The sequence below is a fragment of the Kordiimonas aquimaris genome (genome assembly GCF_025574485.1).
GTDB lineage: Bacteria > Pseudomonadota > Alphaproteobacteria > Sphingomonadales > Kordiimonadaceae > Kordiimonas > Kordiimonas aquimaris.
Genome location: NZ_JAOBPO010000003.1, coordinates 503867 through 529032, shown reverse-complemented (window position 1 = coordinate 529032; position 25166 = coordinate 503867). Strand labels below are relative to the sequence as shown.

Sequence of the window (25166 nt, the reverse complement as noted above, 5' to 3'; positions counted from 1 at the left end):
AGGGCATAAGTTGACAGTATCTGAAAATGCCGTGACGGAAGTAACCGACGGGCAAACGATTGACCACCGTGCAAGCGCTAGTCTCGTTGAAGAAGACGGTCTTGCTTATCCGTTTGCTGATGATGTGCCGGATGGTGCGCAAACAATAACAATTGCGCCCGGAATTCTATGGGCGCGGGTGCCTCTTCCTTGGTCACTTGATCACATTAATATCTATCTATTTGACGAAGGTGATAGCTGGAGCGTTGTTGATACAGGTGCGCGCTGCAAGGATGGTTTCGATGCATGGCAGTTGATCGAAGACAGTGTGCTGGACGGGAAGCCGATAGGCCGCGTTATTGCAACACACATGCATCCTGATCATTTAGGCTTGGCTGGATGGTTGGTCGAAAAATGGGATGCAAGTTTTTGGACAACTCAGGCGGAATACCTGCTTGCTAACACGCTATGGCTGAGTGGTCTCGGTGAGTACCCCGAAAGTGAAATTCAGCATTTGTTTAAAGCCGGTGTAGATCGATCATTTGAAGATAAAATCCGTGCTGCTGGCTACGGAAATTATAAAAAAGGCGTACATAAGCTGCCAGAACAATATCACCGTATGGAAGATGGTCGCGAATTTACGCTTGGTGGTCGCCAGTGGCGTGTTGTTATTGGACGAGGGCACTCTCCTGAGCATGCCTGCCTGCAATGTCTTGATGAGCCGCTCTTCATTTCCGGAGATCAGGTTCTGCCACACATTACATCCAATGTTTCAGTTTACTCGCGTGAGCCAATGGCAAATCCGCTGGCACATTGGATATCCACTCTGGACCGTATGAAGGAAGTGGGTGGTAATCCGTTGGTGCTTCCATCGCATGGCCGCGTATTCTTTGGTTTAAACGAGCGGGTTGACGGTATTATTAAAAGTCACATTATAAAGTTGGGGCGCCTACATGAATGGTGCATGGAACCGCGTACAACTGTGAAGACTTTTCGTGCACTATATCGCCGAAAAATTGAAGGTATGGAATTCTATCTGGCACTGGGCGAAGCTATTGCTCACATTCATTTGTTGGAGTCGCTTGGTTTGATGGAGCGTGAACTGAAGAATGATGTGTATGTGTTCACAGCTTGCGGTACATACAAAGGTAATGAATTATTGAGCGATATTAATAAGCTTTCCGGTATTAAAATGCGAGGGTTGAATACATTTGATACCTAAAATATGACAATAGTCTTTGCCATGACTGTTGTGGCTGATTATATAACGCACGTGTCAAACATTGATTATTAGGTATGGGCAAAATGCCATGAGTGAAGCAAGTAACCAATCAGATATGGAAAGCATGAGTTTTGAGCAGGCAATGACTGAATTGGATCAGGTGGTTGCCAAGCTAGAATCAGGTAATGCCCCGCTTGAGCAATCCATCGATCTTTACACGCGTGGTACGCAGCTAAAAGCACACTGCGAGAAATTGCTCGCGGGAGCGCAGGCGAAAATCGAGAAAATTACACTGGACGAGCAAAAACAACCGGTTGGAACAACCGCGTTCGAGACAGACGACTAAACCTGTGTCTGATTTTAACAATGATGCACTAAAAAGCGCACTTGCTGCGACCTCTAAAGCTGTTGAGCGGGTGATTGAGCCTATATTGGCGATGCCGACTGGCCCTGAGGCGCGCGTGGTTGAGGCTATGCGATACTCCTTTTTTGCTGGTGGCAAGCGTCTTCGCCCATTTCTTGTGCTTGCAAGTGCTGCGTTGTTTGATGTGAACCGCGAGCAAGCCTTGCGTGTGGCTGCAGCAATTGAATGTGTGCATTGCTATTCGCTTATTCATGATGACCTGCCAGCGATGGATGATGATGATTTTCGTCGCGGCAAGCCTACTGCACACAAAGCGTTTGATGAAGCCACGGCTATTCTTGCTGGCGATGCGTTGCTCACTCTTGCATTCGATATTTTAAGCGATGAAGCAACACACGCTGATCCGAATGTGCGTTTGTCATTAGTGCGTAAGCTTGCACGTGCTTCAGGGCATCACGGCATGGTTGGTGGTCAAATGATTGATTTGAGTGCTGCGGACCGAACGCTAGAGGAAGCCGAAATATACCGATTACAACAAATGAAAACTGGCGCGTTAATCAGCTTTTCTGTTGAGGCTGGCGCTGTGCTTGGCCATGCTGCACCAAACGTATTGTCGTCATTGCAGGGGTATGCTCGTGACCTTGGCCTAGCCTTTCAAATTGCAGACGATCTTCTTGACGTGGAGGGTGACCCTGATGTTGTTGGCAAGGCAACGCAAAAAGATGCAGATGCTGGCAAAGCAACACTTGTTGGCATCATGGGGATTGAGCGCGCACGTAAACAGGCATCTATATTAGCTGATCAAGCTATTGAACATTTGTCAGAATTCGACGATAAAGCGTCGCTTTTGCGTGCAGTAGCGCATTTTGCTATTTTTCGTCGCACATAATGACATATGGTGAATAATGTGCGAAGACAAAGGCTTATAGGGGTCTTGAAAAGGACATGTGGTGACAAAACGTCCAAACACTGATTTGCTGGATAAAATCCATACGCCAAAAGACCTGCGTCAACTTCCCAAGGAAGACTTGCGCGCTGTTGCGGATCAATTGCGTGCAGAAGTCATTGATGCAGCATCAACATCTGGTGGGCATTTTGGGGCTGGGTTAGGTGTTGTCGAGCTGACAGTGGCACTCCACTACGTGTTTAACACGCCAGATGATCGCTTGATATGGGATGTAGGCCACCAAGCGTATCCACACAAAATCCTGACGGGTCGGCGTGATGGTATCCGCAGTATTCGCCAAGGTGGCGGGCTTTCACCATTTACGAAACGCGGTGAAAGTGAGTATGACCCATTTGGTGCTGGTCATTCGTCCACGTCAATAAGTGCAGCGCTTGGTATGGCGGTTGCCAATAAGCTCGATAACAAGCCTGGACGCGCCATCGCGGTTATCGGTGACGGTGCCATGAGTGCAGGCATGGCTTACGAGGCAATGAATAATGCTGAGCAGGCTGGAAACCGTTTAATCGTTATTCTGAATGATAATGATATGTCGATTGCACCAGCTGTTGGTGCACTTAGTGCATATCTTGCTAAAATTATTAGCTCTGAGACATTTTTGAGTTTGCGTGGATTTGGTAAGAAAATCCTGGAGATGCTGCCAAAACCTTTGGCTGACCGTGCACGTCTGGCTGAAGAAACGGCGCGCGGTATGGCTGCTGGTGGCGGTACATTGTTTGATGAGCTTGGTTTTTACTATGTTGGGCCCATTGACGGGCATAATATGGACCATCTGCTGCCGGTACTGGAAAATGTGCGCGATGCGGTTGATGGACCCATGTTGGTTCATGTCGTGACGGAAAAAGGTAAAGGCCATCCGTTTGCAGAACCAAATGAAGAAAAATACCACGCTGTTCCTAAATTTAACCTGGTAACAGGTGAGCGTTCGAAATCAGCACCCAAAGCGCCAACTTATACCAACGTATTTGCGGAAGCTCTGATCGACGAAGCTGAACGTGACGACAAAGTTGTGGCTATAACGGCTGCGATGCCATCTGGAACCGGGCTTAATAAATTCGAGAAAGCCTTTCCTGATAGATGTTTTGACGTTGGCATTGCGGAACAGCATGCTGTTACATTCGCCGCAGGTCTTGCAACAGAAGGCTACAAGCCATTCGCAACGATTTATTCGACCTTCCTGCAGCGTGCATATGACCAGATTGTGCACGACGTAGCGGTGCAAAATCTGCCTGTACGTTTCGCCATTGACCGCGCCGGACTTGTTGGTGCAGACGGCCCAACTCATGCCGGGAGTTTTGATATTACCTATTTGGCCAGCTTGCCTAACATGGTCGTTATGGCTGCTGCTGATGAAGCCGAATTGAAACATATGGTTGCGACTGCGGTTTCTATCAATGACCGCCCATCAGCAGTAAGGTACCCGCGCGGTGAAGGAACGGGCGCCGAGATGCCAAAGCACGGTGAAGTGCTGGAGATTGGTAAAGGTCGTATTGTGCGTAAAGGGACCAAAGTTGCTATTCTGTCGCTTGGTGCACGTTTGAGCGAAGCGCTGAAGGCCGCAGAAGAACTGGAAGCCAAAGGTCTTTCTACTACTGTTGCAGACGCGCGTTTCGCAAAACCCGTTGATCACAAATTAATCCGTGATCTTGCTGCAAGCCATGATTTAATCCTTACGATCGAAGAGGGTTCTATTGGCGGGTTTGGTGCGCACGTGATGGATTACTGCGCAGAAGAGGGCATTCTGGACGGAAATTTGAGAATACGGGCACTAAAATTACCAGATGTATTCATTGACCATGACGCACCTGAAAAAATGTATGAGGACGCCGGTTTGAATGCTTCTGGTATCGTAGAGGCAGCATTGAAGGCGCTTGGGCATAACAGTTATAAAAAGTCGGCTGCCAATAACTAACCCTTACTTTGATCCGTAATATCGTTTTGGAGATCAGCTTGGCCAAAATTCGCACAGATGTGGCACTTGTTGATCGCGGCCTTGTCGCTACGCGCTCTAAAGCGCAGGCCTTGATTATGGCTGGTAAGGTTTTTTCGGGTGAAACCAAAATTACAAAAGCTGGGCATCAGATCAAAGATGATATGCCGCTTGAAGTGCGTGGACGTGATCACCCTTGGGTGAGTAGAGGTGGTCTGAAGCTTGTTAAGGCTATAGAGCACTTTGAAATTAACTTTTCTGAAAAAAAGGTAATTGACGTTGGTGCATCAACCGGCGGGTTTACTGATGTTGCACTGCATCATGGTGCAGCAAAAGTATATGCAGTAGATGTGGGACGTGGGCAGCTTGACTGGAAACTACGTAATGACGACCGTGTAGTTGTGCTGGAAAAGACAAATGCCCGGTATCTGGACGCTGCACATATTCCAGAACCCGTTGATATTGTTGTGTGTGATGCGAGTTTTATCTCACTTAAAACAGTGTTGCCTGCAGCATTGGGTTTTGTGAGGCCGGGCGGCGTGCTTGCTGCGTTGATCAAGCCGCAATTCGAGGTTGGCAAGGAGAATGTTGGCAAAGGCGGTGTTGTCCGCGATCCAATGTTGCACAAAGGTGTCTGTGAAGACACGCGTGCATGGCTTGATGCGCTACCTGAATGGCAGGCTATTGGCATAACCGAAAGTCCGATCAAAGGCCCGGAAGGGAATGTTGAATTCTTGATATGCGGAATCAAAGCAAATGACTGAAACACTCAAACTGACTATTGAGAGTGTTGGTGCCCAAGGTGACGGTGTTGGTACGCATGAAGGCATGCCTGTGTATGTCCCCATGACGGTAACGGGCGATAAGGTAACTGTGGAGGTCGCTGAGCGCAAACGCGGTGCTGTTAACGCTGTGCTGGCGAGTATTGATTCTCCGTCTGCAGATCGCCGCAAACCTGAATGTCAGCACTTCGGCGCGTGTGGTGGTTGCCAATTACAGCATCTCGGTGATGGTTTTTACATAAACTGGAGCAAAGAACGCCTTGTGCGCTCTCTTGGTCAGCATGGATTTGAGGGCATAAATATTCTTGAGCCTGTTGTAACAGGTTCTCGGTCTAGGCGGCGCGTTGCCTTTAAGGCACTGAACACTGCATCAGGCGTAGTAATTGGTTTTACACAAAAGCAAAGCCACCGAATTGTTCATGTCGTAGAATGCCCTATTACGCGATCCGGTATTATGCAGTTATTACCTGATTTGCGCGTGCTCTTGCACAAGCTTTTGCCTCAGCGTGGTTTGGCTACATTACATATAACGGAGACAGCATCTGGTCTTGATATGTTGATCGAAGGCGTTGCGGAACTTGATCTTGATGCGCGCGAAAGCTTGGTAAGGTTTGCTGAAACGCATGATCTTGCGGCGCTTCACTGGCAGAATGAGAGCTTTCTAGACCCCGTTGCTATCCGGCGCGAACCGATCATGAACTTTGACAGAGTGAAAGTAACAATACCGCCAGCTGCTTTTGTACAAGCAACGCTGGAGGGTGAAAAAGCACTTGTTGATGCTGTTGTTTCTGCTTGTGATGGATACAGGCGGGTAGCCGATCTTTTTTGTGGTCTTGGGACTTTTACTTTCCCGCTGGCGCACAACCATCAAGTTTTAGCAATCGAGGGTGCAAAAGCTGCTTTAAGCAGTCTTGAACTTGCGCGTAACAATGCGCAGCGCATAGGGCCCAAGCTGAAGCAAATTGTGACAAAGCACCGTGATTTGTTTCGTCGTCCCATGACGACCACAGAGCTTACAGGGTTTGATGCCGTTGTGATTGATCCACCAAGGGCAGGTGCCATTGAACAGATGCGTACATTAGCAACATCTAGCGTTAAACGGATTGTTGCTGTGTCATGTAACCCAAATACCTTTGCACGTGATGCTCGTATCTTGGTTGATGGCGGTTACAGGTTAGATAGCGTGCTGCCAGTTGATCAATTCCTTTGGTCATCACACCTTGAACTGGTCGCGGTATTCACCAAATGTGGTTAGGAAAGCGGGCTATTGAGCATTTAAAAATGCCCTGACGGCATTAGCTGTTTCTTCCGGGGCTTCCTCCATCGGCAGGTGACCAACATTCTTAAATGTTAGAAGCTTACTATTCGGTATTAATCTGTCCATTTTGATACCAGACTCTACCGGAATAAGGCTATCGTCTTCACCCCATAAAATAAGCGTTGGTTGCGTTATGTTTTCAACTGCGAGGCTATGACTGGCATTATTGCGATACCACGCAAACCTTAGACCTGTGGCGTGCCTGTTTCCAGGGTGACGTACGAGTTCCCAATAACGGTCAACCATATCTTCTGTGATGATTTCCTTAACACTGACACTTTTCTTCAAACCTTCGGAAGCCAGTGACCTTGGAGTGATGTTCTCAATAATCCAGTCACTGTACCATCGTCCGGCTAGTTCAAATGCAATGGGGCGGTCAACTTTTTTAGCAGCTTCAAGAGGCACTTTTACGCCTGCTGCATCTACAAGAACAAGCGATGTTACGTCACCAGGGTATTGCAATGCATAAGCTAGCGCAATACCACCGCCCATGCTATTTCCGCCAAGAGAAAACTTATTTATTTCAATTGATTGCATGAATTCTTTAATAAACAAAATCATGCTATTATACGTGTAGTCTTCGCTTTCTATTGGGCCTGTGAGGCCGTGGCCGGGCAGGTCTACAGTAACAATGAAGAATGTGTCTTTCAGATTGTTGACCCAAGGCTCCCACGTGTGCAGTGATGAATTGGATCCATGCAGTAATACAAGTGGTTCGCCCTCAGGGTTCCCCTGTATGCGGTAGTGAGCGGTGGCACCGGATGGCAGGGTTATGAAATCGGATGCACCGGTTGCATACTTCTGAGCGAGTACATGATGGGGAATATCCGAAGCCCAGTTTTTGTATATAAGCAAAGCCAGTAAAAGCAAGGCAATGCCGCCAACATATTTAAGCCACTTGAGCATGTAACACTCCTACTTAGCTTTTCTATCTAGACCACTGCAACAGGCGTCTCTCTATGATTTGTTCAACCACATTGAGCGCGGTGCATCATCATATGGTCAGCCAGTACAACAGCCATCATTGCTTCAGCGATTGGAACTGCACGAATACCAACACACGGGTCATGGCGGCCTTTTGTTGAAACATTTGTCGCTTCGCCGTCACTGGTCACACTTTGGCGCGGTGTCAGAATGGAGCTGGTTGGCTTTACTGCAAAACGAGCAACAACAGGCTGACCTGTCGAAATGCCGCCGAGAATACCGCCCGCGTTATTTGATAGAAATACAGGGCCATCATCGCCGGGGCGCATCTGGTCTGCGTTTTCTTCACCGGTAAGTGCGGCGCTTGCCATGCCGGCGCCAATTTCAACACCTTTGGCGGCATTGATGCTCATGAGTGCTGTTGCCAGGTCAGCATCCAGTTTGCCGTATACAGGCGCGCCCCATCCGGCAGGAACGCCTTCCGCAACAACTTCGATTACGGCGCCTATCGAACTGCCAGCCTTACGGATTTTATCGAGCTCTGATGCCCATTCATCCGCTGCAATAGGGTCAGGGCAAAAGAAAGGGTTTTGCTTGACTTCATCCCAGCTGAAACGGGTCCAGTCTATCATATGTTCACCCATTTGGACCATGCTGGCGCGAATTTTAATTCCTTCGCCTAGAACTTTGCGGGCAATTGCACCGGCGGCAACACGTGATGCTGTTTCACGAGCGCTTGAGCGCCCGCCGCCGCGATAATCGCGAATGCCGTATTTAGCGTCATATGTGTAGTCTGCATGCCCGGGACGGTAGGACTGGGCGATGTTGCCATAGTCTTTTGATCGTTGATCGACATTTTCAATCATTAACTGTATCGGCGTACCCGTTGTTTGCCCTTCGAAAACGCCTGACAAAATCTTCACTGTGTCAGGTTCGCGGCGCTGCGTTGTATATTTGGATTGTCCGGGTCTGCGTTCATCAAGAAACGTTTGAATATCACTTTCTGTCAACTCAATACGGGGCGGCACGCCGTCTAGTGTGCAGCCAATGGCAGGGCCGTGGCTTTCACCCCATGTGGTGAACCGAAATAAGCGTCCAAACGTATTGTATGACATGCGTTAATCCTATGCCTAATCTTGGCCAGATACAAACAGCCGCATCGACTCGTCATCTGTTGGCATACAAGTTGAGTTGAACCCAGCGTCAACATAATGCGTTTCGGCGGTTACGCCTGAAGACAGATCTGAAAGTAAGTAAAGACCTGCGCCAGCAACATCATCAAGTGTGATGTTCCGTTTAAGGGGGGCGTTCTTTTCATTATACTTCAGTAGTGTACGGAAATCGCCAACTCCAGATGCTGCCAGTGTCTTCATAGGGCCTGCGGAAATAGTGTTGACCCGGATGTTTTTCTCGCCCAAGTCGCGCGCCATATAGCGTGTGCTGGCCTCCAGCGCAGCTTTGGCAACGCCCATCACATTGTAGCGGGGCACAACCTTTTCGGAGCCATAATAGCTTAATGTCAGCATGCTGCCGCCATTGGTCATCATCTTCTCTGCGCGCTGGCCGACTGCGACGAAACTGTATGCTGAAATATTCATTGTCATCAGGAAATTACTCATGGTGGTATCAATGTACCGACCTTTAAGTTCGCTTTTGTCAGAGTATCCAATGGCGTGAACGAAGAAATCGAGTGTATCCCATTTGGCTTGCAGTTTTTCAAACATAGCGTCCATCGACTCTTCGCTTGAAACATCGCAAGGTTCTACAAAGTCTGACCCTAGTGAGCTCGCTAATGGCTCAACACGCTTTTTTAAAGCATCACCTTGGTATGTGAATGCAAGCTCGGCTCCGTGCTCAGCACATGCTTGAGCAATACCCCAAGCCATAGAGCGGTCATTAGCAACGCCCATTATAAGGCCGCGCTTACCTTCCATAAGTTTTGTCATGCCTAACCCCTTAATCTCATTTTATTATGTGTATCATCTTGGCGCACAAGCGGCGCATCCTACAGTTTGTTTACGCTGCGTCAATTATCTTAACTAGTAGGTGTTTTGTCGTCGTTTTGCTGATCGTCCTCTTTGAGAGCCCGCTCAATACGGGCAATTTGTTTGTCGGTTGCAGTATAAGCAGCGTTTAGCTCAGCGCCCATAACAAACCCAATGCTCACCAAGAAGCAAAACAGCTGCAGAATGACAACACCTGCCAGCGAGCCATAGGTTAAATCATAGTTATCTACGTACTTCAGGTAAACAGAAAGGCCTTTCGCGGTTGAAATCAACACCAACAGGCAAAACACGGTACCAGGCAAACGATATGGCTTTTTAACGCGCCGAGGCGTTAGCGAAAAATATACTGCATATAACCCAAGCAGCAAAATTAACGGGCTAACCAAAAGCCGCAAATAGTTCCATATTTGATCGAACCCGGAAGATACCATCTCTGGCGCATGTGTTGAAATAGCCTCAAGAATTGCAGGACCAATTACCAATATAGACATGGCCGCAATGACAGAGGCGGCGCCAATCACTACTACGGCAAGACTTTCAAGGCGCCTGATCCACATTGCACGTGCATGACGGCGGCCAAAAGCTTTGATCAAGACATCTCTTGACGCCTCGACACCAACCGCTGCTGTCCATAAAGCAAACAGGATTGAACTGGTGAGTATACTGGCACCAGTGTTACGAATAATGCCTTGTATTGGGGCTTTGATGACGCCTGAAACTTCAGGCGGCAGAACTTCGAACATAAAGTTTATTGCCTCAATTCCGCGTTCCGTCTGGCCTACAAAACCAGAGAGAGCAACAAGAAAGATTATTGAAGGAAACAGGGACAGCATTGTCAGGAATGCCATATTTCCAGCCGCTGCCATGGCATTGTTGCGGCCAAAATTTCTCAAGGCGCGCTGCCAAATCAGTTTGTGTCTTACCAGGTTTGTTATGTCGGCGTTTGCTATCAATTTAGGCCTGCTTTTTTACGCATATCGGGCCCTGTTCCTCCGGCCCAGTTTTGTATTGCGCGTTCCAATTCAAGGTCTCGTTTCTCCGGCGCCATAATCTTTAGTGTGACATACATGTGCCCGGTATCTTTGGTTGTTTTTACGCCTTTTTCTTTAAGGCGCAATCGTCGCCCACTCGAAGAATTGCGCGGTATACGAACTGTTAGTTTGCCGCGCGGTGTTGGCACTTGAATGTCGCCGCCCAGGATTGCCTCATCAATTGATATTGGCAATTCCAGGTGAATGTCATTGCCTTCTCTTTTGTAATACGGGTGCGGTGCTATGCGTATTTCAACAAGAGCGTCGCCTTTTGGTGCAGCACCAAGGCCGGGCCCTCCCTGACCAGAAAGGCGTATCACCTGTCCATCTTTGATGCCAGCAGGAACTTTGATGTCGACACTCTTGCCTGTATTCAAAGACAGGCGTCGTTTACCGCCTGTGATTGCTTCCTCGAAACCAACCGTTATCTCGTAGCTGATATCCAGCCCTTTTTTGCGGTTGGATGATTGATAAGGGTTTTGGCGCTGCCCTCCAGCACGACCACGCGCCCCACCGCCGCGGCCACCAGTGAAGCGGAAAAACTCGGAGAAAATGCCTTCAGCTTCCTCCATGTCAAAATCTTGATGGCGGTTATGTCCACCGCCGTAGCCGCCAGACCGAAAGCCACCTGCGCCGCCGAAGCCGGGAGCCTTATCGTTGCCGTTTTCGTCGATTTCACCGCGATCATAACGTCCACGTTGTTCAGCATCGCCTAATATGGAGTATGCTGCTGATACTTCCTTGAAACGCTCGGCTATCTTTTCATCGTCTTTGTTGTGATCCGGGTGCAGTTTTTTAGCGAGCGTGCGGTACGCTTTTTTCACATCATCCTGTGATGCGCCTTTTTTTACTCTTAAAATATCGTATAAATCGCGCATGCTTTTAGCACCAAACTGGTTTTCCAATCGTACAAGCTTTTGTTGCTCGCCGTTTCAGTAAAATTACTACATCCATATGTAGTGAAACTGCACGTAGGTGCAATTATAAAATATGTATACTCATGCCTCATTTTTCTATTTTGCCGTTTATGTTTAGCGGTTAGGGTGAGGTTAAACTAAACCCAGTGATGATATGCCGCTGTTTGGAAGGGTGTTTAAAAATGACGAGTGCTCCTTATCTGGAACCATTTGACCAGATGCGAATATGGTTGTCAGACGCTGAAAAATCAGAAATCAACGACCCCAATGCGATGGCACTTTCGACGGTTAATGAGCGAGGTGCACCAAGTATTCGAATGGTGCTTTTAAAAGGTTTCGATGAAAACGGTGTGGTTTTCTATACTAATTTTGAAAGTCGTAAAGGGCGCAATTTATTAGCGAATTCCAATGCAGCAGTGCTATTTCACTGGAAGACCTTGCGCCGGCAAATTCGTGTTGAAGGCACTGTTGAAGTTGTTTCTAATGCTGAAGCGGATGAATATTTTGCATCGCGGCCGCGCACCAGTAGAATCGGAGCGTGGGCGTCCAAGCAATCGAGGCCTATGGAAGGTCGATTTGAATTCGAGGCGGCTATTGCTCACTACACTAAGAAATTTGGTACAGGCGAGATACCAAGACCTGATTTTTGGTCAGGATTCAGATTAAAGCCGAACTATTTTGAGTTTTGGCGTGATCGAAAGTTCAGATTGCATGAACGTAAAACTTTCAAGCTTGATGACGATAATAAAAACTGGACCTGCGAAGAAATATATCCTTGATACATGACCCATTATGCGGGCCGAGGAATAAGTAAAATTTCCTCACGTTTTGACCTGATGGCTTTTAGCGTTAGATTATATGTGCACTCATTGCATACTTCATCGTAGGAGCACATTATGGACGGCGCGCATATCGTTGAAACTTCTGAAGATATTATCGCAGGTAAGTTAGCAAAACAGCGTGCTGCATACCTTGCTGAAGGTGCTGTTTCCCTGTCTACGCGGCGTGATCGATTGCAGCGCGCGCTCGCATGCCTGATGGAAAATAAAGACACGTTTATTCGCCTGATTTCCGAGGATTTTGGTAATCGTTCTGCAGAAACAACATTGTTTGCTGATGTTGCTGCCAGTGCTGGCGCGTTGAAGGATGCCATCAAGCATGTTGATAAGTGGATGCGACCTGAAAAGCGCTCATTGCAGTTTCCGCTGGGACTGTTGGGCGCCAAGGCGTCTGTTATGCCGCAACCAAAAGGCGTTGTTGGACTTATAACGCCTTGGAACTTCCCTTTAACAATGGTGTTTGTGCCGCTGTCTCAGATATTGGCAGCTGGTAACCGTGTTGTTATTAAGCCATCTGAACATACGCCTCGTACGTCAGCATTTTTTGCAAAGATTTTCGCCGAAAAATTTGATGAGACAGAGCTTACGGTTGTTAACGGTGCGGTAGAGACAAGTCAGGCATTTTCAAAACAGCCATGGGATCACTTGATGTTCACTGGTGCGCCTGTTGTTGGCAAATTGATCATGAGAGCTGCTGCCGAGAATTTAACACCTGTTACCCTTGAACTTGGCGGGAAAAGCCCGGTTGTTGTTGGGGAAAGTGCTGATCTTGATTTGGTTGCCGAGCGTGTTGCAACCATGAAGCTTCTGAATGCTGGGCAAATTTGCCTTGCGCCTGATTATATCAACCTGAAGAAACATCAACGTGATGCATTTGTAGACACTTACGAAAAAAGAGTCACGCGCATGTATCCAACGATGTTGGCGAACGATCAGTATACATCTATCATATCACGAAGACACCGCGAGCGTTTAGAAGGCTATTTGGACGATGCACGCGAGAAAGGCGCTGATGTAAGGTTTATCAATCCTGCTGATGAGGACTTTGTCGGTCAAAACCAAGCTAATAAGCTACCTGCAGCACTCATTCTAGACGCAACCGACGATATGAAGGTTATGCAAGAAGAGATATTTGGCCCTATTTTACCGGTGCGCACATATGAAAGCACGGAAGATATTATCTCTTATGTGAACGACAAGCCGCGACCTCTTGCACTTTATTACTTTGGCAATGACGCATCTGAAGAGAAACAGGTTCTCTCAAAAACCACTTCAGGGGGTGTAACTGTTAATGATGTGTTGTGGCATGGTGGTCATGACAACTTGCCATTTGGTGGCTCTGGTAATAGCGGCATGGGAACATATCACGGATATGATGGTTTCCGGGAGTTTAGCCACATGAAAGCTGTTCTTAAGCACCCAACACGTTTGAGTATCGCTAAATTGCTAGGCGTAATTCCGCCATATACAGATGTACTTACCAAAAATGTTGAACGATTGTTGAAAAAATGAAATGGTCGACTCAAAAGAGGCGATTATGACACAAAATTTTACGTTTGACGGTGTACCATCCATCATTGTTGAAAACGGTGCGACAGAGCGCTTGGCAGAAACTTTATCCGCCAGGTTTTCTGTATCTAAAATAATGATAGTTAGCGACCCTGGTATTGCGAAGCTGGGGCTTATGGAGCCTGCAATTGCTAGCCTGAAGAAGGCAGGTAAGACCGTGATAGTTTTCACTGATGTGGAAGCTGACCCATCAGAGGCAACGCTGAAAAAGGCTGCGGCTATAGCGATGGCAGAACAAGTTGAGCTGATCATCGGGTTTGGTGGCGGTAGCTCGATGGATGTTGCGAAGCTGGTTGCGATCCTTGCATGTGGTGAGCAAGAGCTCTCAGGTATGTACGGCGTTGGCAATGTCAGGTCTTCAAGATTGCCGCTTGTGATGGTGCCGACAACGGCAGGGACAGGTTCTGAGGTGACGCCAATATCTGTTATCACAACAGGCGCCACGACCAAGATGGGTGTTTCTGATCGCGCATTATATGCTGATATGGCGGTGCTTGACGCAAAGCTCACGGTTGGTTTGCCAAGGCATGCAACAGCAGCAACGGGCATTGATGCGATGGTCCATGCCATCGAAGCTTGTACGTCACGTATCAAGAAAAACCCTGTTTCTGATGCGCTTGCTAAAACGGCGTTGGTAATGCTGGGCGAAAACCTTTTGCCTGCTTGTGAAGATGGCAGTGATATAGAAGCACGTTCAGCAATGTTAACCGGTGCAATGATCGCGGGGCAGGCGTTTGCAAATGCACCCGTTGGGGCAGTACACGCGCTTGCCTATCCGCTGGGCGGGTATTTTCATATTCCTCACGGGCATGCCAATGCACTTGTTTTGCCGTATGTTCTTAAGTTTAATGCTGATGCAGCAGCCCCCTTGTATGCTGAGCTTGCTGATGTTGTTGGATTGGCAGGCAGCAACGTTCAAGAGAAAACGCGTATGTTTATTTCATGGCTTGAAAACTTGTCTGCCAAAACGGGTATTGAAACAAGGTTGCGCGATATGAAAATCAAGCAGTCTGACCTGCCAATGCTTGCAAAGGATGCTATGCAACAAACGCGATTACTTATGAATAACCCTGTCGATGTTTCAGAGGACCAGGCTTTGAAGATTTATGAGGCCGCGTGGTGAAGCAAGAAACCAGATCTCGAAAAGTGTACGGATACAAACAAACCATCCCGACACGGTGGATGGATAATGATGTTTATGGGCATGTCAATAACGTCAATTATTATAGCTTCTTTGATACTGCTGTTAATCAATTCCTGATTAATAAGGGCATTCTGGATATTCATGCTGGGGAGACTATTGGTTTAGTGGTCGAAACAGGGTGCCGTTATCATGCCTCTATAACTTTCCCTCAATCAGTGTTGGCATGCGTTGCAGTTAGTCATATTGGTAAATCCAGCGTACGCTATGAAATTGGTTTGTTTATTGACGAACAGCAGGAAGCTGCCGCAGAAGGTTTTTTTGTACATGTTTATGTGGACAGAGAGACGCGCCGCCCCACATCAATACCTGAGACGATGAGAGCGCAGCTGGAGGCGATTGCCTTAAGCGTATAAATCAGTGCGAAGATTTGAGAAGACTGGGGAAGTTTCATGGATGTTAAAGACAAGGTAATTTTTATTACCGGTGGTGCGAGTGGCATTGGCAAAGCGCTTGCCGAATTGTTCGCAGCAGAAGGTGCAAAAGCAATCGCTGTTGCAGATATGGATGCTGGCGGTGCGCAGGCTGTTGCTGATGGTATTGGTGCAAAAGCAAAAGCTTACAGCCTTGATGTGACAGATGCTAACGCAGTGAAGGCCGCTGTGGATGATGTTGAAGCGAGCTTTGGTCCGATTGATCTTTATTTCTCAAACGCAGGCATTTTCTTCTCTGACGGACCAGAATGGACCGCAATTTCGCAGACAGATGCACAGTGGGAGAAGATATGGCAGGTGAATGTCCATGCACATGTCCACGCGCTACGTGCTGTTCTCCCTGGTATGCTTGAGCGAGGCAATGCCGGTTTTGTTATAACGGCGTCTGCAGCTGGTTTGCTTAGTCAAACAGGTGATATCTCATATTCTACCACTAAACACGCTGCAGTAGGTTTTGCAGAAAGCCTTGCGATAACACACGGTGATGATGGTTTGTATGTTGCGGCACTATGTCCGCAGGCGGTAAAATCAAAAATGACAGCAGGCGGCGAGAATAGCTCAGCGGCTGGTGATGGTTTAATGGAAGCAGATGAGTTTGCCCGTCGCGTACTTGGTCAAATGCGGGAAGGGCGCTTTATGATCCGTCCGCACGAGGAAGTTGAAGGTTACTTCAAGCATAAAGCAAATGATTATGATCGCTGGGTTGGCGGCATGCGCAAGATGCGCCGTCGTCAACTCGAGTTAACCGGCAGACCAGTTTAGGGAGATAAAGAATGGATTATACAAAACTCATGGATTTCTCTGACAAGGTTGTTTTTGTCAGTGGTTCTTCACGTGGTATCGGTGAAGCTGTTGTGCGTGCGTTTGCTGCCAATGGTGCAGAAGTTATTGTATCTTCTCGTGATCAGACTGCTTGTGAAAAAGTTGCGGAGAGCATTCGCGCAGATGGCGGCAAAGCAACCGCTAAAGCAGCCCATGCTGGTAAAATGGAAGATGTAACTGCCATTTTCGATTGGATACAGGCAGAGTATGGACGCCTTGATGTGTTGGTTAATTGTAGTGGCACAAACCCGTTTTATGGTTTGATCGGCGACACACCTGAAGCTGCGTTTGATAAAACGATTGACGTAAATCTGAAAGGGCCGTTCTACCTGTCATCTCATGCGGTTAAAATGATGAAAGAACAAGGCGCTGGCGCGATTGTGAATGTTGCATCCATTAATGGCATTACACCAGGTGCACTGCAGGGTGTATATTCCATGACCAAATCTGCCATGATTAACATGACCAAGGCGTTTGCATGTGAATACGGTCCAATGGGTATCCGCGTAAATGCGATTTGCCCAGGTCTTGTAGAAACGAAAATGACACAGGTATTTACGTCAAATGAAGATCAGTTGAAAAAATATACTGATACATTTCCAATTCCGCGTGCTGGTCAGCCTGATGATATGGTTGGTGGTGTATTGTATCTGGCATCAGACGCTGCTGCATTTACAACAGGCACAACACTTGTGATGGACGGTGGCCATACGGCTTAACCATAAGGTTCATCCAGAGTAAGCAGAATAAATATACGGACCAGAGGCGAAATATGACCGAAGAACTGAATAAGACAGTTAAGATACGTGAAGGCGAAGAGTTGGATATTGCTGTTGTTGATGCGTTTGTTAAAGAGCGTATTACAGGCCTTATAGGCGTGCCAACCATTCGACAATTTGCCAGCGGTCATTCCAACCTGACGTATTCGCTTCAGTATGAAAATCGTAATTTGGTGCTGCGCCGCCCGCCGCATGGAACGCGGCCAAAATCTGGCCACAGCATGATCAGGGAATTCAGTGTAATGAATGCACTGAAGCCTGTGTTTTCCTCTGTTCCCGAGACTTTTTTCCATGTGGGTGACGAAGACAGCCCGCTTGGAGCTGAGTTTTACGTGATGGAACAAGTGGACGGCCGCAAGCTGGACCGGGATATCCCTAAAGCCTGGAACTTTGGTGAAGACGAGGGGCGCAAGTTATGCATTTCATTTTTTGATAAATTGATTGATTTGCATCGTGTTGATTATAAAGCGATCGGTCTCGGTGATTTTGGCCGCCCTGAAGGGTATGTTTCACGCCAAGTGCTTGGTTGGAACGGTCGGTACGAAAAAGCTATCACTGATGACGTGGAAAGCTTTGAGGATGTGCGTTCCTGGTTGGAAACAAACATGCCTAAAGGTGAGGTAGGCCATTCAATTCTGCATGGTGATTACCGTCTTGATAATGTGATTCTGTCTGAAGAAAATCCGTTCGATATCATCGCAGTTCTTGATTGGGAGATCAGCGCTCTTGGTGATCCTTTAATGGATTTAGGCAACACGCTTGCCTATTGGACACAAGCTGATGACCCTGATGATATGAAGATGTTCCGCTCGCAACCAAGCTATGCCCCGGGCATGCTGACACGGCGTGAAATCTGTGACATGTACGCGGAAAGAACCGGCTACGATCTCTCCAATTTTGACTATTATATGGTATACGGTGTGTTCCGCTTAGCGGTAATCATTCAGCAGATTTATTATCGGTACTATCATGGTCAAAGCAAGAACCCGACGTTTGCTGTATTTGGTGAGCGCACCAATGTGCTTGGGAATTACGCACGACAGTTGATTGAGAAGTCCAATATCTGACGGCGATAATCTATGCTGACTAAGTTGTGATGTAAACTTCATAAAGTTTTAATCTATTTATCTGTAAATATTTGTACTTTCAACATTATGCCGTATGAAGTCATTGTGTTTGGCAGCATAGTTTTGTCGTGGTTTTCGCTCGGGGAAAGGGGCGCTATATCCACACTGTTGGGGTGACCCATAACCAGTGCAGGAGCGTGTCGATTTATGAGTGAGAGATTAGCTTTTTCAATGGCGTTGGACTTAATGTTCAATGGCCAAAATATGGATTATTGTGAACGTCCATTAAGCTTGGACATTATTGACACTATGGCAATGTTCAGTGATTTACCTGACCGGGCTCATATTGGTGTTATTGGTCCTGGTGGCGGACGTTTGGTAAAAACATTATCCTCGCGCGGATTTGTTGTTGATGCTTACGAGGGTCGTACGGAATGTCTTGATCACCTGGAGCACACGTTCAGAGATAATGCTGCGGTAAAGATTTACCCGAACAAACATCTTAATGATCCTATTATGCGCGGCAAAAAGCGTTTTCATGCGCTGTTTTGCATGGACGATCTGCGCGCGTTTAGAGAAAATCAGGAATGGACAGAAAATGTTCAAGCCATGGTGCGCCCTGGGGGGTATCTGGTGTATTCGCAGGTTTCGAATAAACTTCCAACGCGCCAGAATACTCTGAGTAAATATTTTTCTCTTGCCGGCAACTATGACGTTAGTCAGGAAACGGCACAGCAAATCCGTAAAAGCTATCTTGAGCTTGAAAAATGGGAACCCGAGTACAATCAAAAGAAAATGGCACTAAAGACCCTGGGCATTGTTAAGTCTGGCTCAGGCTTGCGGCGTAATATATTGAGCGGTGCCGAGGTGCGCTATGTTGTTTGGCGACGTAAAAAAGCATCCAAAGCACATTAAGGATACGATAGAGTAGCCTGTGTTTATGACTACGGAACTTCTTTAGCGGCAAGGGCATGAAGTGTGGCGCGTATGCCGCCACTTTTTTGTGTGATCAAATTGAATTTACCATTTTGCTTCTCGATCAGTTGTTTGACGATAGACAGCCCGAGGCCCGTTCCCTGCTTACCTGAACTCGAAGATGTTTTGATCCGTGAGAAAGGTTTGTACGCGGCTTCGATGTCTTCTTCAGACATACCTTCACCGGAATCGATAATATGGACTTGATGATACGGATTGCCTACCTCAACCAAAATAGAGATAGGTGCTTTCTCAGGCGTGTATTTCACTGCATTGGTTAGCAAATTCAGCACGCATTCTATAAACCGATCTGCATCAATATCAGCCCAAACAGGCGTATCTGGTATATCAGTTGTCAATTGGTGTTCCGCGTTCGGATGGGCACCCAAAAGGATACCTATCGCTTTTTGTATCGGAATTCTAAGGTCAGTTTTTTTGCATGTAACCGCATATTCACCTGAGCGAAGTGATGATATTGTTAGAACATCTTTGATCAATGTTTGTAGATGATGTGTTGCTTCTTGAATGTGGTCTGTATATTCGCGCTGTTTCTCGTTGAGAGGGCCGAATATCTGGCGATGTAAAACTTGATTAAAGCCCGAAATCGCATTGAGTGGTGTTTGCAAATCATGACTCATACTTGCAAAAAATGTATCTTTGGTTTTGCTGGCAACCTCGGCCTCAGTAAGAGTTTTCTTCAGGTATTTGGTTGTGGCACATAGTTCGTCGTTTAAGGCTTCTTTTTCAATTCGTGTGCTTATGTGAGATATAATAATACGGTTCCCTCGGATCCCCATATAGAAATACCATGCGATCATTGGTGGGACAATGAAGGCAAAAACATTTGCAACTTCATTCTCGCTGGTCACAAGGCGCGCAAATATAAGGATTGCAAGACTTGAGAGCCCGGCAGTAAATCCGGGCATATAGATATTCAGTTCAATTGAGTAAACACTAACAATAACCAGCATAACCATACATAAGAACAGGTTTGATGTTAGATGACCTTCCACCCAGAATAACCAGAAGCCAAAGCCACCAATTAGCCCGTTTATCAAAAATAATGTGATAATTACTTTAGAGGCAGTGTCTATTTTGTCTGCGGCAAGCCATTTGTCGACACTTGTCCCGACAGTATATGAAGTTATTCCCCAGCCAACGATAAGAAACATAAACAACGAGAGACGATTGATCGCCACATCACCGATGGCCGGAAAAATGCCACTAATCAGTAAAACAAATACCAAAGCCCAAGCCGGCACCATTGCCGATTGGGCAATGCAGGTTGCTTTAACTTGTTTCAATTGCTCACGATAAATGAGATCTATATTACTTAGCACGTATGTACCTAAACAGAGACTGAAACTGTACTCAATACAAGCTACTGCTTAGTTAAAGTTCTTCGTCTATGCAATGTTGTAAAAACTAAACCTAAGATTGCTATTTTGATTCCTGCGGTTTTAATCTTAGTAAGCTTTCCTGTGCGGTTGACGCTAAAAGGCGACCGTCGCGTGCATAAAGTGCGCCGCGGGCAAGACCGCGCCCTTTACCTGTCCAGTATCCTTCGGTCTTATAATAAATCCAGTCATCAACGCGAAAATTATCGGCATGAAACCACATAGCATGGTCAAGGCTGGCAACAGTTTTGAGCTTTGGATCCCGAGGGATCATGGCATGAGGGCGCAGGTTTGATGACAGAAAAGCGAAGTCAGATATGTACGCAAGTAGCCGGCGATGAAGTTTTTGGTCATCGTTTGTTGTTTCTTTTAACTTTAACCAATAACCAGTTACCGGGTTCTCGGGCTTGGGGTCATCAATGTTCATGCGTTTGATAGCGCGGGTTTCAAAAGGAAAAAACGGGCGTTCTTTTCCTTTGCTGGCAAAAGCTTTCAATACACGGGAATAGTATGCTTCATCATCATCCAGGTCTTCTGGCTGCGGTACATCAGGCATATCGATTTGATGCTCAATACCGTCTTCGCCAACATGAAAGGAAGCAGCGAGCGTAAATATGGCTTCGCCGTTTTGCTTGGCAACGACCAAGCGTGTCGCAAAGCTGCGCCCGTCCCTGATAGGGTCAACGTCATAAATGATCGGTTGGCCTGCAATGCCGGGGCGGAGAAAATGGCTGTGAAAAGAATGCAGACTGTATTCAGGTTCAATAGTGCGTTCTGCCGCTTCCATTGCTTGTGCGGCAACGTGGCCGCCAAAAACATGTCGGTTCGGCCAGTCGTTTGGATTACCACTAAACAGTAGCTTATCCAGCTTTGTCAGAGAAAGTGAGCTAATCACTTGTGAAACTGAGGTCATAAATACTCTTTTACGTTCGGTAACTGGTATCAGCACGATCCAGCTTGCGTAGAATAGCAGGCCAAACGAAGTTGTCCGCTCCGCGTGCGCCAGCAACTACCTGAACATCACGAATAGCATTGCTCATGGATTCCTCGCTGGGTGCATAAAGCGGCATGCCTGTTGCCCTGGTAAGGATTTGCGTTTTGCAGGCTTTTTCAAGGAAGAACATCAATTCAAATGCTTGTGGAATTGTTTCACCAACGGTTAGCGTTCCGTGATTGCGCAGGATTAATGCACGAGCGTCACCAATATCTGTAACAAGTCGCTCCTGTTCACCGTCGTTAACGGCAAAACCCTCATAGTCATGATATGCAATGGTAGAATGCGGCGGTATTGATGATTGGCAAAGTGGTTCCAGACCAGATGCGAGATTAGATACTGCAATGCCATAGTCAGTATGTAGATGTATCACGCAGCCTGCATCTTCGCGGGCAGCATGGATTGCACTGTGTATAACGAAGCCTGCGGCATTTGGGATAAAAGGTGTTTCCATCAACGCTTTGCCTGACAGGTCCACTTTGATCAGACTGGATGCGGTCATTTCTTCGAACATCAGACCAAGCGGATTGATAAGGAAGTGATGATCGCCGCCAGGTACACGGGCTGACAAATGGGTGTAGATCAGGTCATCCCAACCGTAATGTGCACACATGCGATAAGCAGCAGCCAGATCAACTCGTGCCTGCCATTCTTCTTCGCTAACTTGATCTTTAACAGATGGTATATCCATAACACCCGGCGTACTCATACTGGTCTCCTTTGCATTGCTGCACATATTCATACATGTATCTGTTCTTCGATTTAGAGCAAAAACTGATCAGGTCCAAACGAAGTAGTAAATCAGTTACTTAAATTGTCGTTTTTGTCCGTGCGTTTGCCAAAGTATGAGCGAACTGACGTGCGAACAAAGCCTGCCACGGATTGAACAGGTAGAGGGGCGTGATCTGATGATTTAAGCCACCGATCTGATCGAAACCTGAGCACGAGCATAAGTGCCTTAATAGCATAGTCAGCGATGATTACCGCGTACATTGCTTCTACAGGGCCGTCCAGTAATATGACCATATAGCCGAAACTGAAACGGCCAACAATAACGCCGGTGAATGTGACGAAAAGCGGGAAGCGAGTTTCTCCGCAGCCCCGCAAGGCACTACCAATGGCAAACTCGATCGCCATCAGTGGTTGAATGATCGCCAATATAATAATGAAGTTTGCTGTATATTGCTGAACGTCTGGGTCAATCGAAAGTAAGGCAGCTAAAGGTTCTCTGAATATCAGCGTTACTACTGCGATAATAGACATGCTGATCGTGGCCATTTTCATTGACAGCCACCCATTGGCGCGGGCTGCTTCAGGGTTTCTTGCACCAAGGTTCTGTCCTGATAGTGCGGCGCTTGCTGCGCCAAACCCCATGCCAACAACGATACATATGCTTAAAATCGTAATACCAATGCCATATGCAGCGAACGCATTGGTTCCATAATCAGCGACAAGCACCATAAATAACACAAAACTGGTTTGTATAATCACCTGCTCAAGTGCTGCAGGCGCACCGATCACGATCAGGTTTTTCAATATGCGCATGTCAAATAATGCGCTTCCAACTGGAACTAACCGGTACTTCTTCAGAAGCCACCATACGCTGAACCAAAGCAATACACATGCTTGCCCGGCAGCTGTACCCCATGGAATGCCTGCAATGCCAAGTTTTGGCAAACCTAAACTACCATGCATAAATATATATGAACCGGCAATGCCTATAGCGGTTGCAAAGGCGCTATATTGTAGTGGCCGCACCACATCGCCAATGGCCCGAAAAGCAGTTGCTGTGGTGAGAACAAGTGCAAATAGAACATTCAATATGGCGGCGGGCTTCACATAGGCTATGGCGAGCGTATTGGAAACCGGGTCAAGTTTGAAGAAACCAATGATCTGTTCAGCAAAAAAGAATGTGATCGCACCGAGAAGGAGCGAAATAAGCATTGCTAAAATTAACGAGCTGGTTGTAGCAGCCGATGCATGTTTGGTATCTTCGGCGCCCCATGCACGTGCAACAATTGCTGTTGTAGCCACAGATAACGCCATAGCCGCTGACATAAGGAGAAAGTGTATGCGACCGCCAGTGACAACTGCAGCGCTCATTTCCGAGCCAAAGGGTGCAACAATCCAAAGATGCGCGAACGAAATAGAAACCATCAGAATATTACTGATGATATTAGGGCCTGCCAGTCGCCATACCTTATTTTGAGATAAGGCGTTTTCTTGTGTAAGCCTTGCCATATTGCCCTTTAAAGTCAGTCGTTGCACGAACTCCAGAGAGCCGTAGCGTTAAAATTGCGATAATTACAATATAATTATCTTCGTTTGCTTGACTTAGTCCGTCTGTGAACGATGTCACTTGTGAAACAAAAAAATCTTGTGATTAGGTTTTGTCAATTTCAACAGCGTGTGGGTGATCAATCACTTAATTGATCGCTGTCGAGTGAGGGAGTATTCAATGGCTGATTTAGATGGTTTTCGCAATGAGGTTCGTAGCTGGCTAGAGGAAAATTGTCCAATGTCTATGCGTGCTAGCGCAACTGGTGGACTTGCCTCTGGTGAAGACGATGTATGCTGGGGTGGCCGTAATTTTGAATTCAAGTCTGAAGATCAAAAATTATGGCTGGACCGCATGGCCTCAAAAGGGTGGACTGTGCCCACATGGCCTACTGAATACGGCGGCGCTGGACTGTCTAATGCTGAAGCGAAGGTTCTTGCATCTGAACTTCGCAGGGTGAAAGCCAAAAGCCCGCTAGTATCATTTGGCATATGGATGCTTGGTCCCGCTCTTTTGAAATTTGGGACACACGAACAAAAGCTTGAGCACCTTCCGAAAATCGCACGCGGTGAAATTCGTTGGTGCCAAGGGTATTCAGAGCCCAACGCTGGCTCAGATTTGGCTTCTTTGGCGACTAAGGCGGAAGACAAAGGAGACCATTATGTTCTTAACGGGCAAAAGGTTTGGACTTCCTATGCTGACAAGGCTGACTGGATATTCTGTCTGGTGCGTACAGACAATACCGGATCAAAACATCATGGTATCAGTTTTGTTCTGTTTGATATGGATCAGGAAGGTGTCTCAACAAAGCCTATCAAGCTTATTTCAGGTAATTCTCCCTTCTGTGAGACGTTTTTCGACAATGCGATCGCACTGAAATCCAACCTTGTTGGTGAAGAAAATAAGGGCTGGACTATTGCGAAATATCTTTTGACGCATGAGCGTACCGGTATTAGCGACATGGGGGTTCCAACGCCGCTCAATATGCTCGCCAAAGATAAACTTGGTCTTAGCGATGACGGGCAAATTTCAGAGACAATGCTGCGCCACCAGATTGCAGAGCACGAGATTGATGCCGCTGCTTTTATGTTCACGCTAGAGCGTGCCAAAGACGAGGCCAAGGCTGGCGGCGATATCGGCGCCTTTTCGTCAATGCTTAAATATTACGGCACTGAACTTAATAAACAGCGACATGAGATGATCCTGAAAGTGAATGGTTCTGATGCACTGGAGTGGGAAGGGCAATATTCCAACGAAGGCGATATTGCGCGCAACTGGTTGCGGACGAAAGCCAATTCTATTGAGGGCGGCACGTCTGAAGTGCAACTCAATATCATATCAAAACGCATTCTAGATTTACCGGCGTAAGGAGTA

General features: G+C 47.1%; 24 protein-coding genes. 15 read left to right on the top strand and 9 right to left on the bottom strand.

Annotated features, from left to right (window positions below; all coding sequences use genetic code 11):
• Nucleotides 1-10: 10 nt before the first annotated feature.
• The 6 genes from OEU88_RS12205 to rlmD all read left to right on the top strand — a co-directional run bounded on the left by OEU88_RS12205 (nt 11) and on the right by rlmD (nt 6496).
• Complete coding sequence (locus OEU88_RS12205; protein ID WP_262695455.1) at nt 11-1201, top strand: MBL fold metallo-hydrolase; 1191 nt, start codon at nt 11-13, stop codon at nt 1199-1201.
• A gap of 88 nt (nt 1202-1289) precedes the next feature.
• On the top strand, nt 1290-1547 hold the full coding sequence (locus tag OEU88_RS12200; protein ID WP_262695454.1) for an exodeoxyribonuclease VII small subunit: 258 nt from the start codon (nt 1290-1292) through the stop codon (nt 1545-1547).
• Between the two features lie 4 nt (nt 1548-1551).
• Nucleotides 1552-2454 carry a polyprenyl synthetase family protein gene (locus OEU88_RS12195; protein WP_262695453.1) on the top strand — a complete coding sequence of 301 codons (903 nt, stop codon included), beginning with the start codon at nt 1552-1554 and terminating at the stop codon, nt 2452-2454.
• A gap of 61 nt (nt 2455-2515) precedes the next feature.
• A complete protein-coding gene (dxs, locus tag OEU88_RS12190) occupies nt 2516-4441 on the top strand; it encodes a 1-deoxy-D-xylulose-5-phosphate synthase (protein ID WP_262695452.1) in 1926 nt (641 codons plus the stop codon).
• A 38-nt stretch (nt 4442-4479) separates the two neighbouring features.
• Entirely contained in the window at nt 4480-5223 is a 744-nt protein-coding gene (locus OEU88_RS12185; protein ID WP_262695451.1) for a TlyA family RNA methyltransferase, read from the top strand.
• Nucleotides 5216-6496 (top strand): 23S rRNA (uracil(1939)-C(5))-methyltransferase RlmD, encoded by a 1281-nt coding sequence (gene rlmD, locus OEU88_RS12180; RefSeq protein WP_262695450.1) that lies wholly within the window; start codon nt 5216-5218, stop codon nt 6494-6496. The genes OEU88_RS12185 and rlmD overlap by 8 nt, the downstream gene beginning before the upstream one ends.
• A 9-nt stretch (nt 6497-6505) precedes the next feature.
• Here rlmD and OEU88_RS12175 read toward each other — a convergent pair whose 3' ends face one another.
• From OEU88_RS12175 to OEU88_RS12155, 5 genes are all read right to left on the bottom strand, one after another.
• Complete coding sequence (locus tag OEU88_RS12175) at nt 6506-7465, bottom strand: alpha/beta fold hydrolase (protein ID WP_262695449.1); 960 nt, start codon at nt 7463-7465, stop codon at nt 6506-6508.
• A gap of 62 nt (nt 7466-7527) precedes the next feature.
• Entirely contained in the window at nt 7528-8598 is a 1071-nt protein-coding gene (gene aroC, locus OEU88_RS12170) for a chorismate synthase (RefSeq protein ID WP_262695448.1), read from the bottom strand.
• A gap of 15 nt (nt 8599-8613) precedes the next feature.
• Entirely contained in the window at nt 8614-9429 is an 816-nt protein-coding gene (locus OEU88_RS12165) for an enoyl-ACP reductase FabI (protein WP_262695447.1), read from the bottom strand.
• Nucleotides 9430-9518: 89 nt separating this feature from the next.
• Complete coding sequence (locus OEU88_RS12160; RefSeq protein WP_262695446.1) at nt 9519-10442, bottom strand: YihY/virulence factor BrkB family protein; 924 nt, start codon at nt 10440-10442, stop codon at nt 9519-9521.
• Nucleotides 10439-11398, bottom strand: coding sequence for a J domain-containing protein (locus OEU88_RS12155; RefSeq protein ID WP_262695445.1), 960 nt, complete (start codon nt 11396-11398; stop codon nt 10439-10441). Before OEU88_RS12155 ends, OEU88_RS12160 begins: the two co-directional genes overlap by 4 nt.
• Before the next feature lie 221 nt (nt 11399-11619).
• Between OEU88_RS12155 and pdxH the strand changes: the two genes are divergently transcribed.
• The 8 genes from pdxH (at nt 11620) to OEU88_RS12115 (ending at nt 19063) form a co-directional block, all read left to right on the top strand.
• The gene (pdxH, locus tag OEU88_RS12150) at nt 11620-12216 is read left to right on the top strand and encodes a pyridoxamine 5'-phosphate oxidase (protein WP_262695444.1); all 597 of its coding nucleotides are present in this window, start codon (nt 11620-11622) and stop codon (nt 12214-12216) included.
• Nucleotides 12217-12333: 117 nt separating this feature from the next.
• The gene (locus tag OEU88_RS12145) at nt 12334-13788 is read left to right on the top strand and encodes a coniferyl aldehyde dehydrogenase (protein ID WP_262695443.1); all 1455 of its coding nucleotides are present in this window, start codon (nt 12334-12336) and stop codon (nt 13786-13788) included.
• Nucleotides 13789-13813: 25 nt separating this feature from the next.
• Entirely contained in the window at nt 13814-14968 is a 1155-nt protein-coding gene (locus OEU88_RS12140; RefSeq protein WP_262695442.1) for an iron-containing alcohol dehydrogenase, read from the top strand.
• Nucleotides 14965-15402, top strand: coding sequence for an acyl-CoA thioesterase (locus OEU88_RS12135; RefSeq protein ID WP_394805264.1), 438 nt, complete (start codon nt 14965-14967; stop codon nt 15400-15402). The genes OEU88_RS12140 and OEU88_RS12135 overlap by 4 nt, the downstream gene beginning before the upstream one ends.
• A gap of 36 nt (nt 15403-15438) precedes the next feature.
• Nucleotides 15439-16242, top strand: coding sequence for an SDR family NAD(P)-dependent oxidoreductase (locus OEU88_RS12130; protein ID WP_262695440.1), 804 nt, complete (start codon nt 15439-15441; stop codon nt 16240-16242).
• 11 nt (nt 16243-16253) lie between these two features.
• Nucleotides 16254-17021, top strand: coding sequence for a glucose 1-dehydrogenase (locus OEU88_RS12125; protein ID WP_262695439.1), 768 nt, complete (start codon nt 16254-16256; stop codon nt 17019-17021).
• 53 nt (nt 17022-17074) lie between these two features.
• Complete coding sequence (locus OEU88_RS12120) at nt 17075-18148, top strand: phosphotransferase family protein (protein WP_262695438.1); 1074 nt, start codon at nt 17075-17077, stop codon at nt 18146-18148.
• Nucleotides 18149-18355: 207 nt separating this feature from the next.
• Nucleotides 18356-19063 carry a hypothetical protein gene (locus OEU88_RS12115; protein ID WP_262695437.1) on the top strand — a complete coding sequence of 236 codons (708 nt, stop codon included), beginning with the start codon at nt 18356-18358 and terminating at the stop codon, nt 19061-19063.
• A gap of 29 nt (nt 19064-19092) precedes the next feature.
• Here the strand turns inward: OEU88_RS12115 and OEU88_RS12110 are convergent, their stop codons facing one another.
• The 4 genes from OEU88_RS12110 to OEU88_RS12095 form a co-directional block, all read right to left on the bottom strand.
• Nucleotides 19093-20463: a sensor histidine kinase gene (locus OEU88_RS12110; protein ID WP_262695436.1), complete on the bottom strand. Its 1371-nt coding sequence runs from the start codon at nt 20461-20463 to the stop codon at nt 19093-19095.
• Nucleotides 20464-20563: 100 nt separating this feature from the next.
• Nucleotides 20564-21433 carry an acyl-CoA thioesterase gene (locus OEU88_RS12105; protein ID WP_262695435.1) on the bottom strand — a complete coding sequence of 290 codons (870 nt, stop codon included), beginning with the start codon at nt 21431-21433 and terminating at the stop codon, nt 20564-20566.
• Nucleotides 21434-21443: 10 nt separating this feature from the next.
• Nucleotides 21444-22223 carry a class II aldolase/adducin family protein gene (locus tag OEU88_RS12100; protein ID WP_262695434.1) on the bottom strand — a complete coding sequence of 260 codons (780 nt, stop codon included), beginning with the start codon at nt 22221-22223 and terminating at the stop codon, nt 21444-21446.
• 92 nt (nt 22224-22315) lie between these two features.
• Nucleotides 22316-23755, bottom strand: coding sequence for an MATE family efflux transporter (locus OEU88_RS12095; protein WP_262695433.1), 1440 nt, complete (start codon nt 23753-23755; stop codon nt 22316-22318).
• A 217-nt stretch (nt 23756-23972) separates the two neighbouring features.
• Here OEU88_RS12095 and OEU88_RS12090 point away from each other — a divergent pair, with 217 nt between their 5' ends.
• On the top strand, nt 23973-25160 hold the full coding sequence (locus tag OEU88_RS12090; RefSeq protein ID WP_262695432.1) for an acyl-CoA dehydrogenase family protein: 1188 nt from the start codon (nt 23973-23975) through the stop codon (nt 25158-25160).
• The last annotated feature ends 6 nt before the right edge of the window (nt 25161-25166 follow it).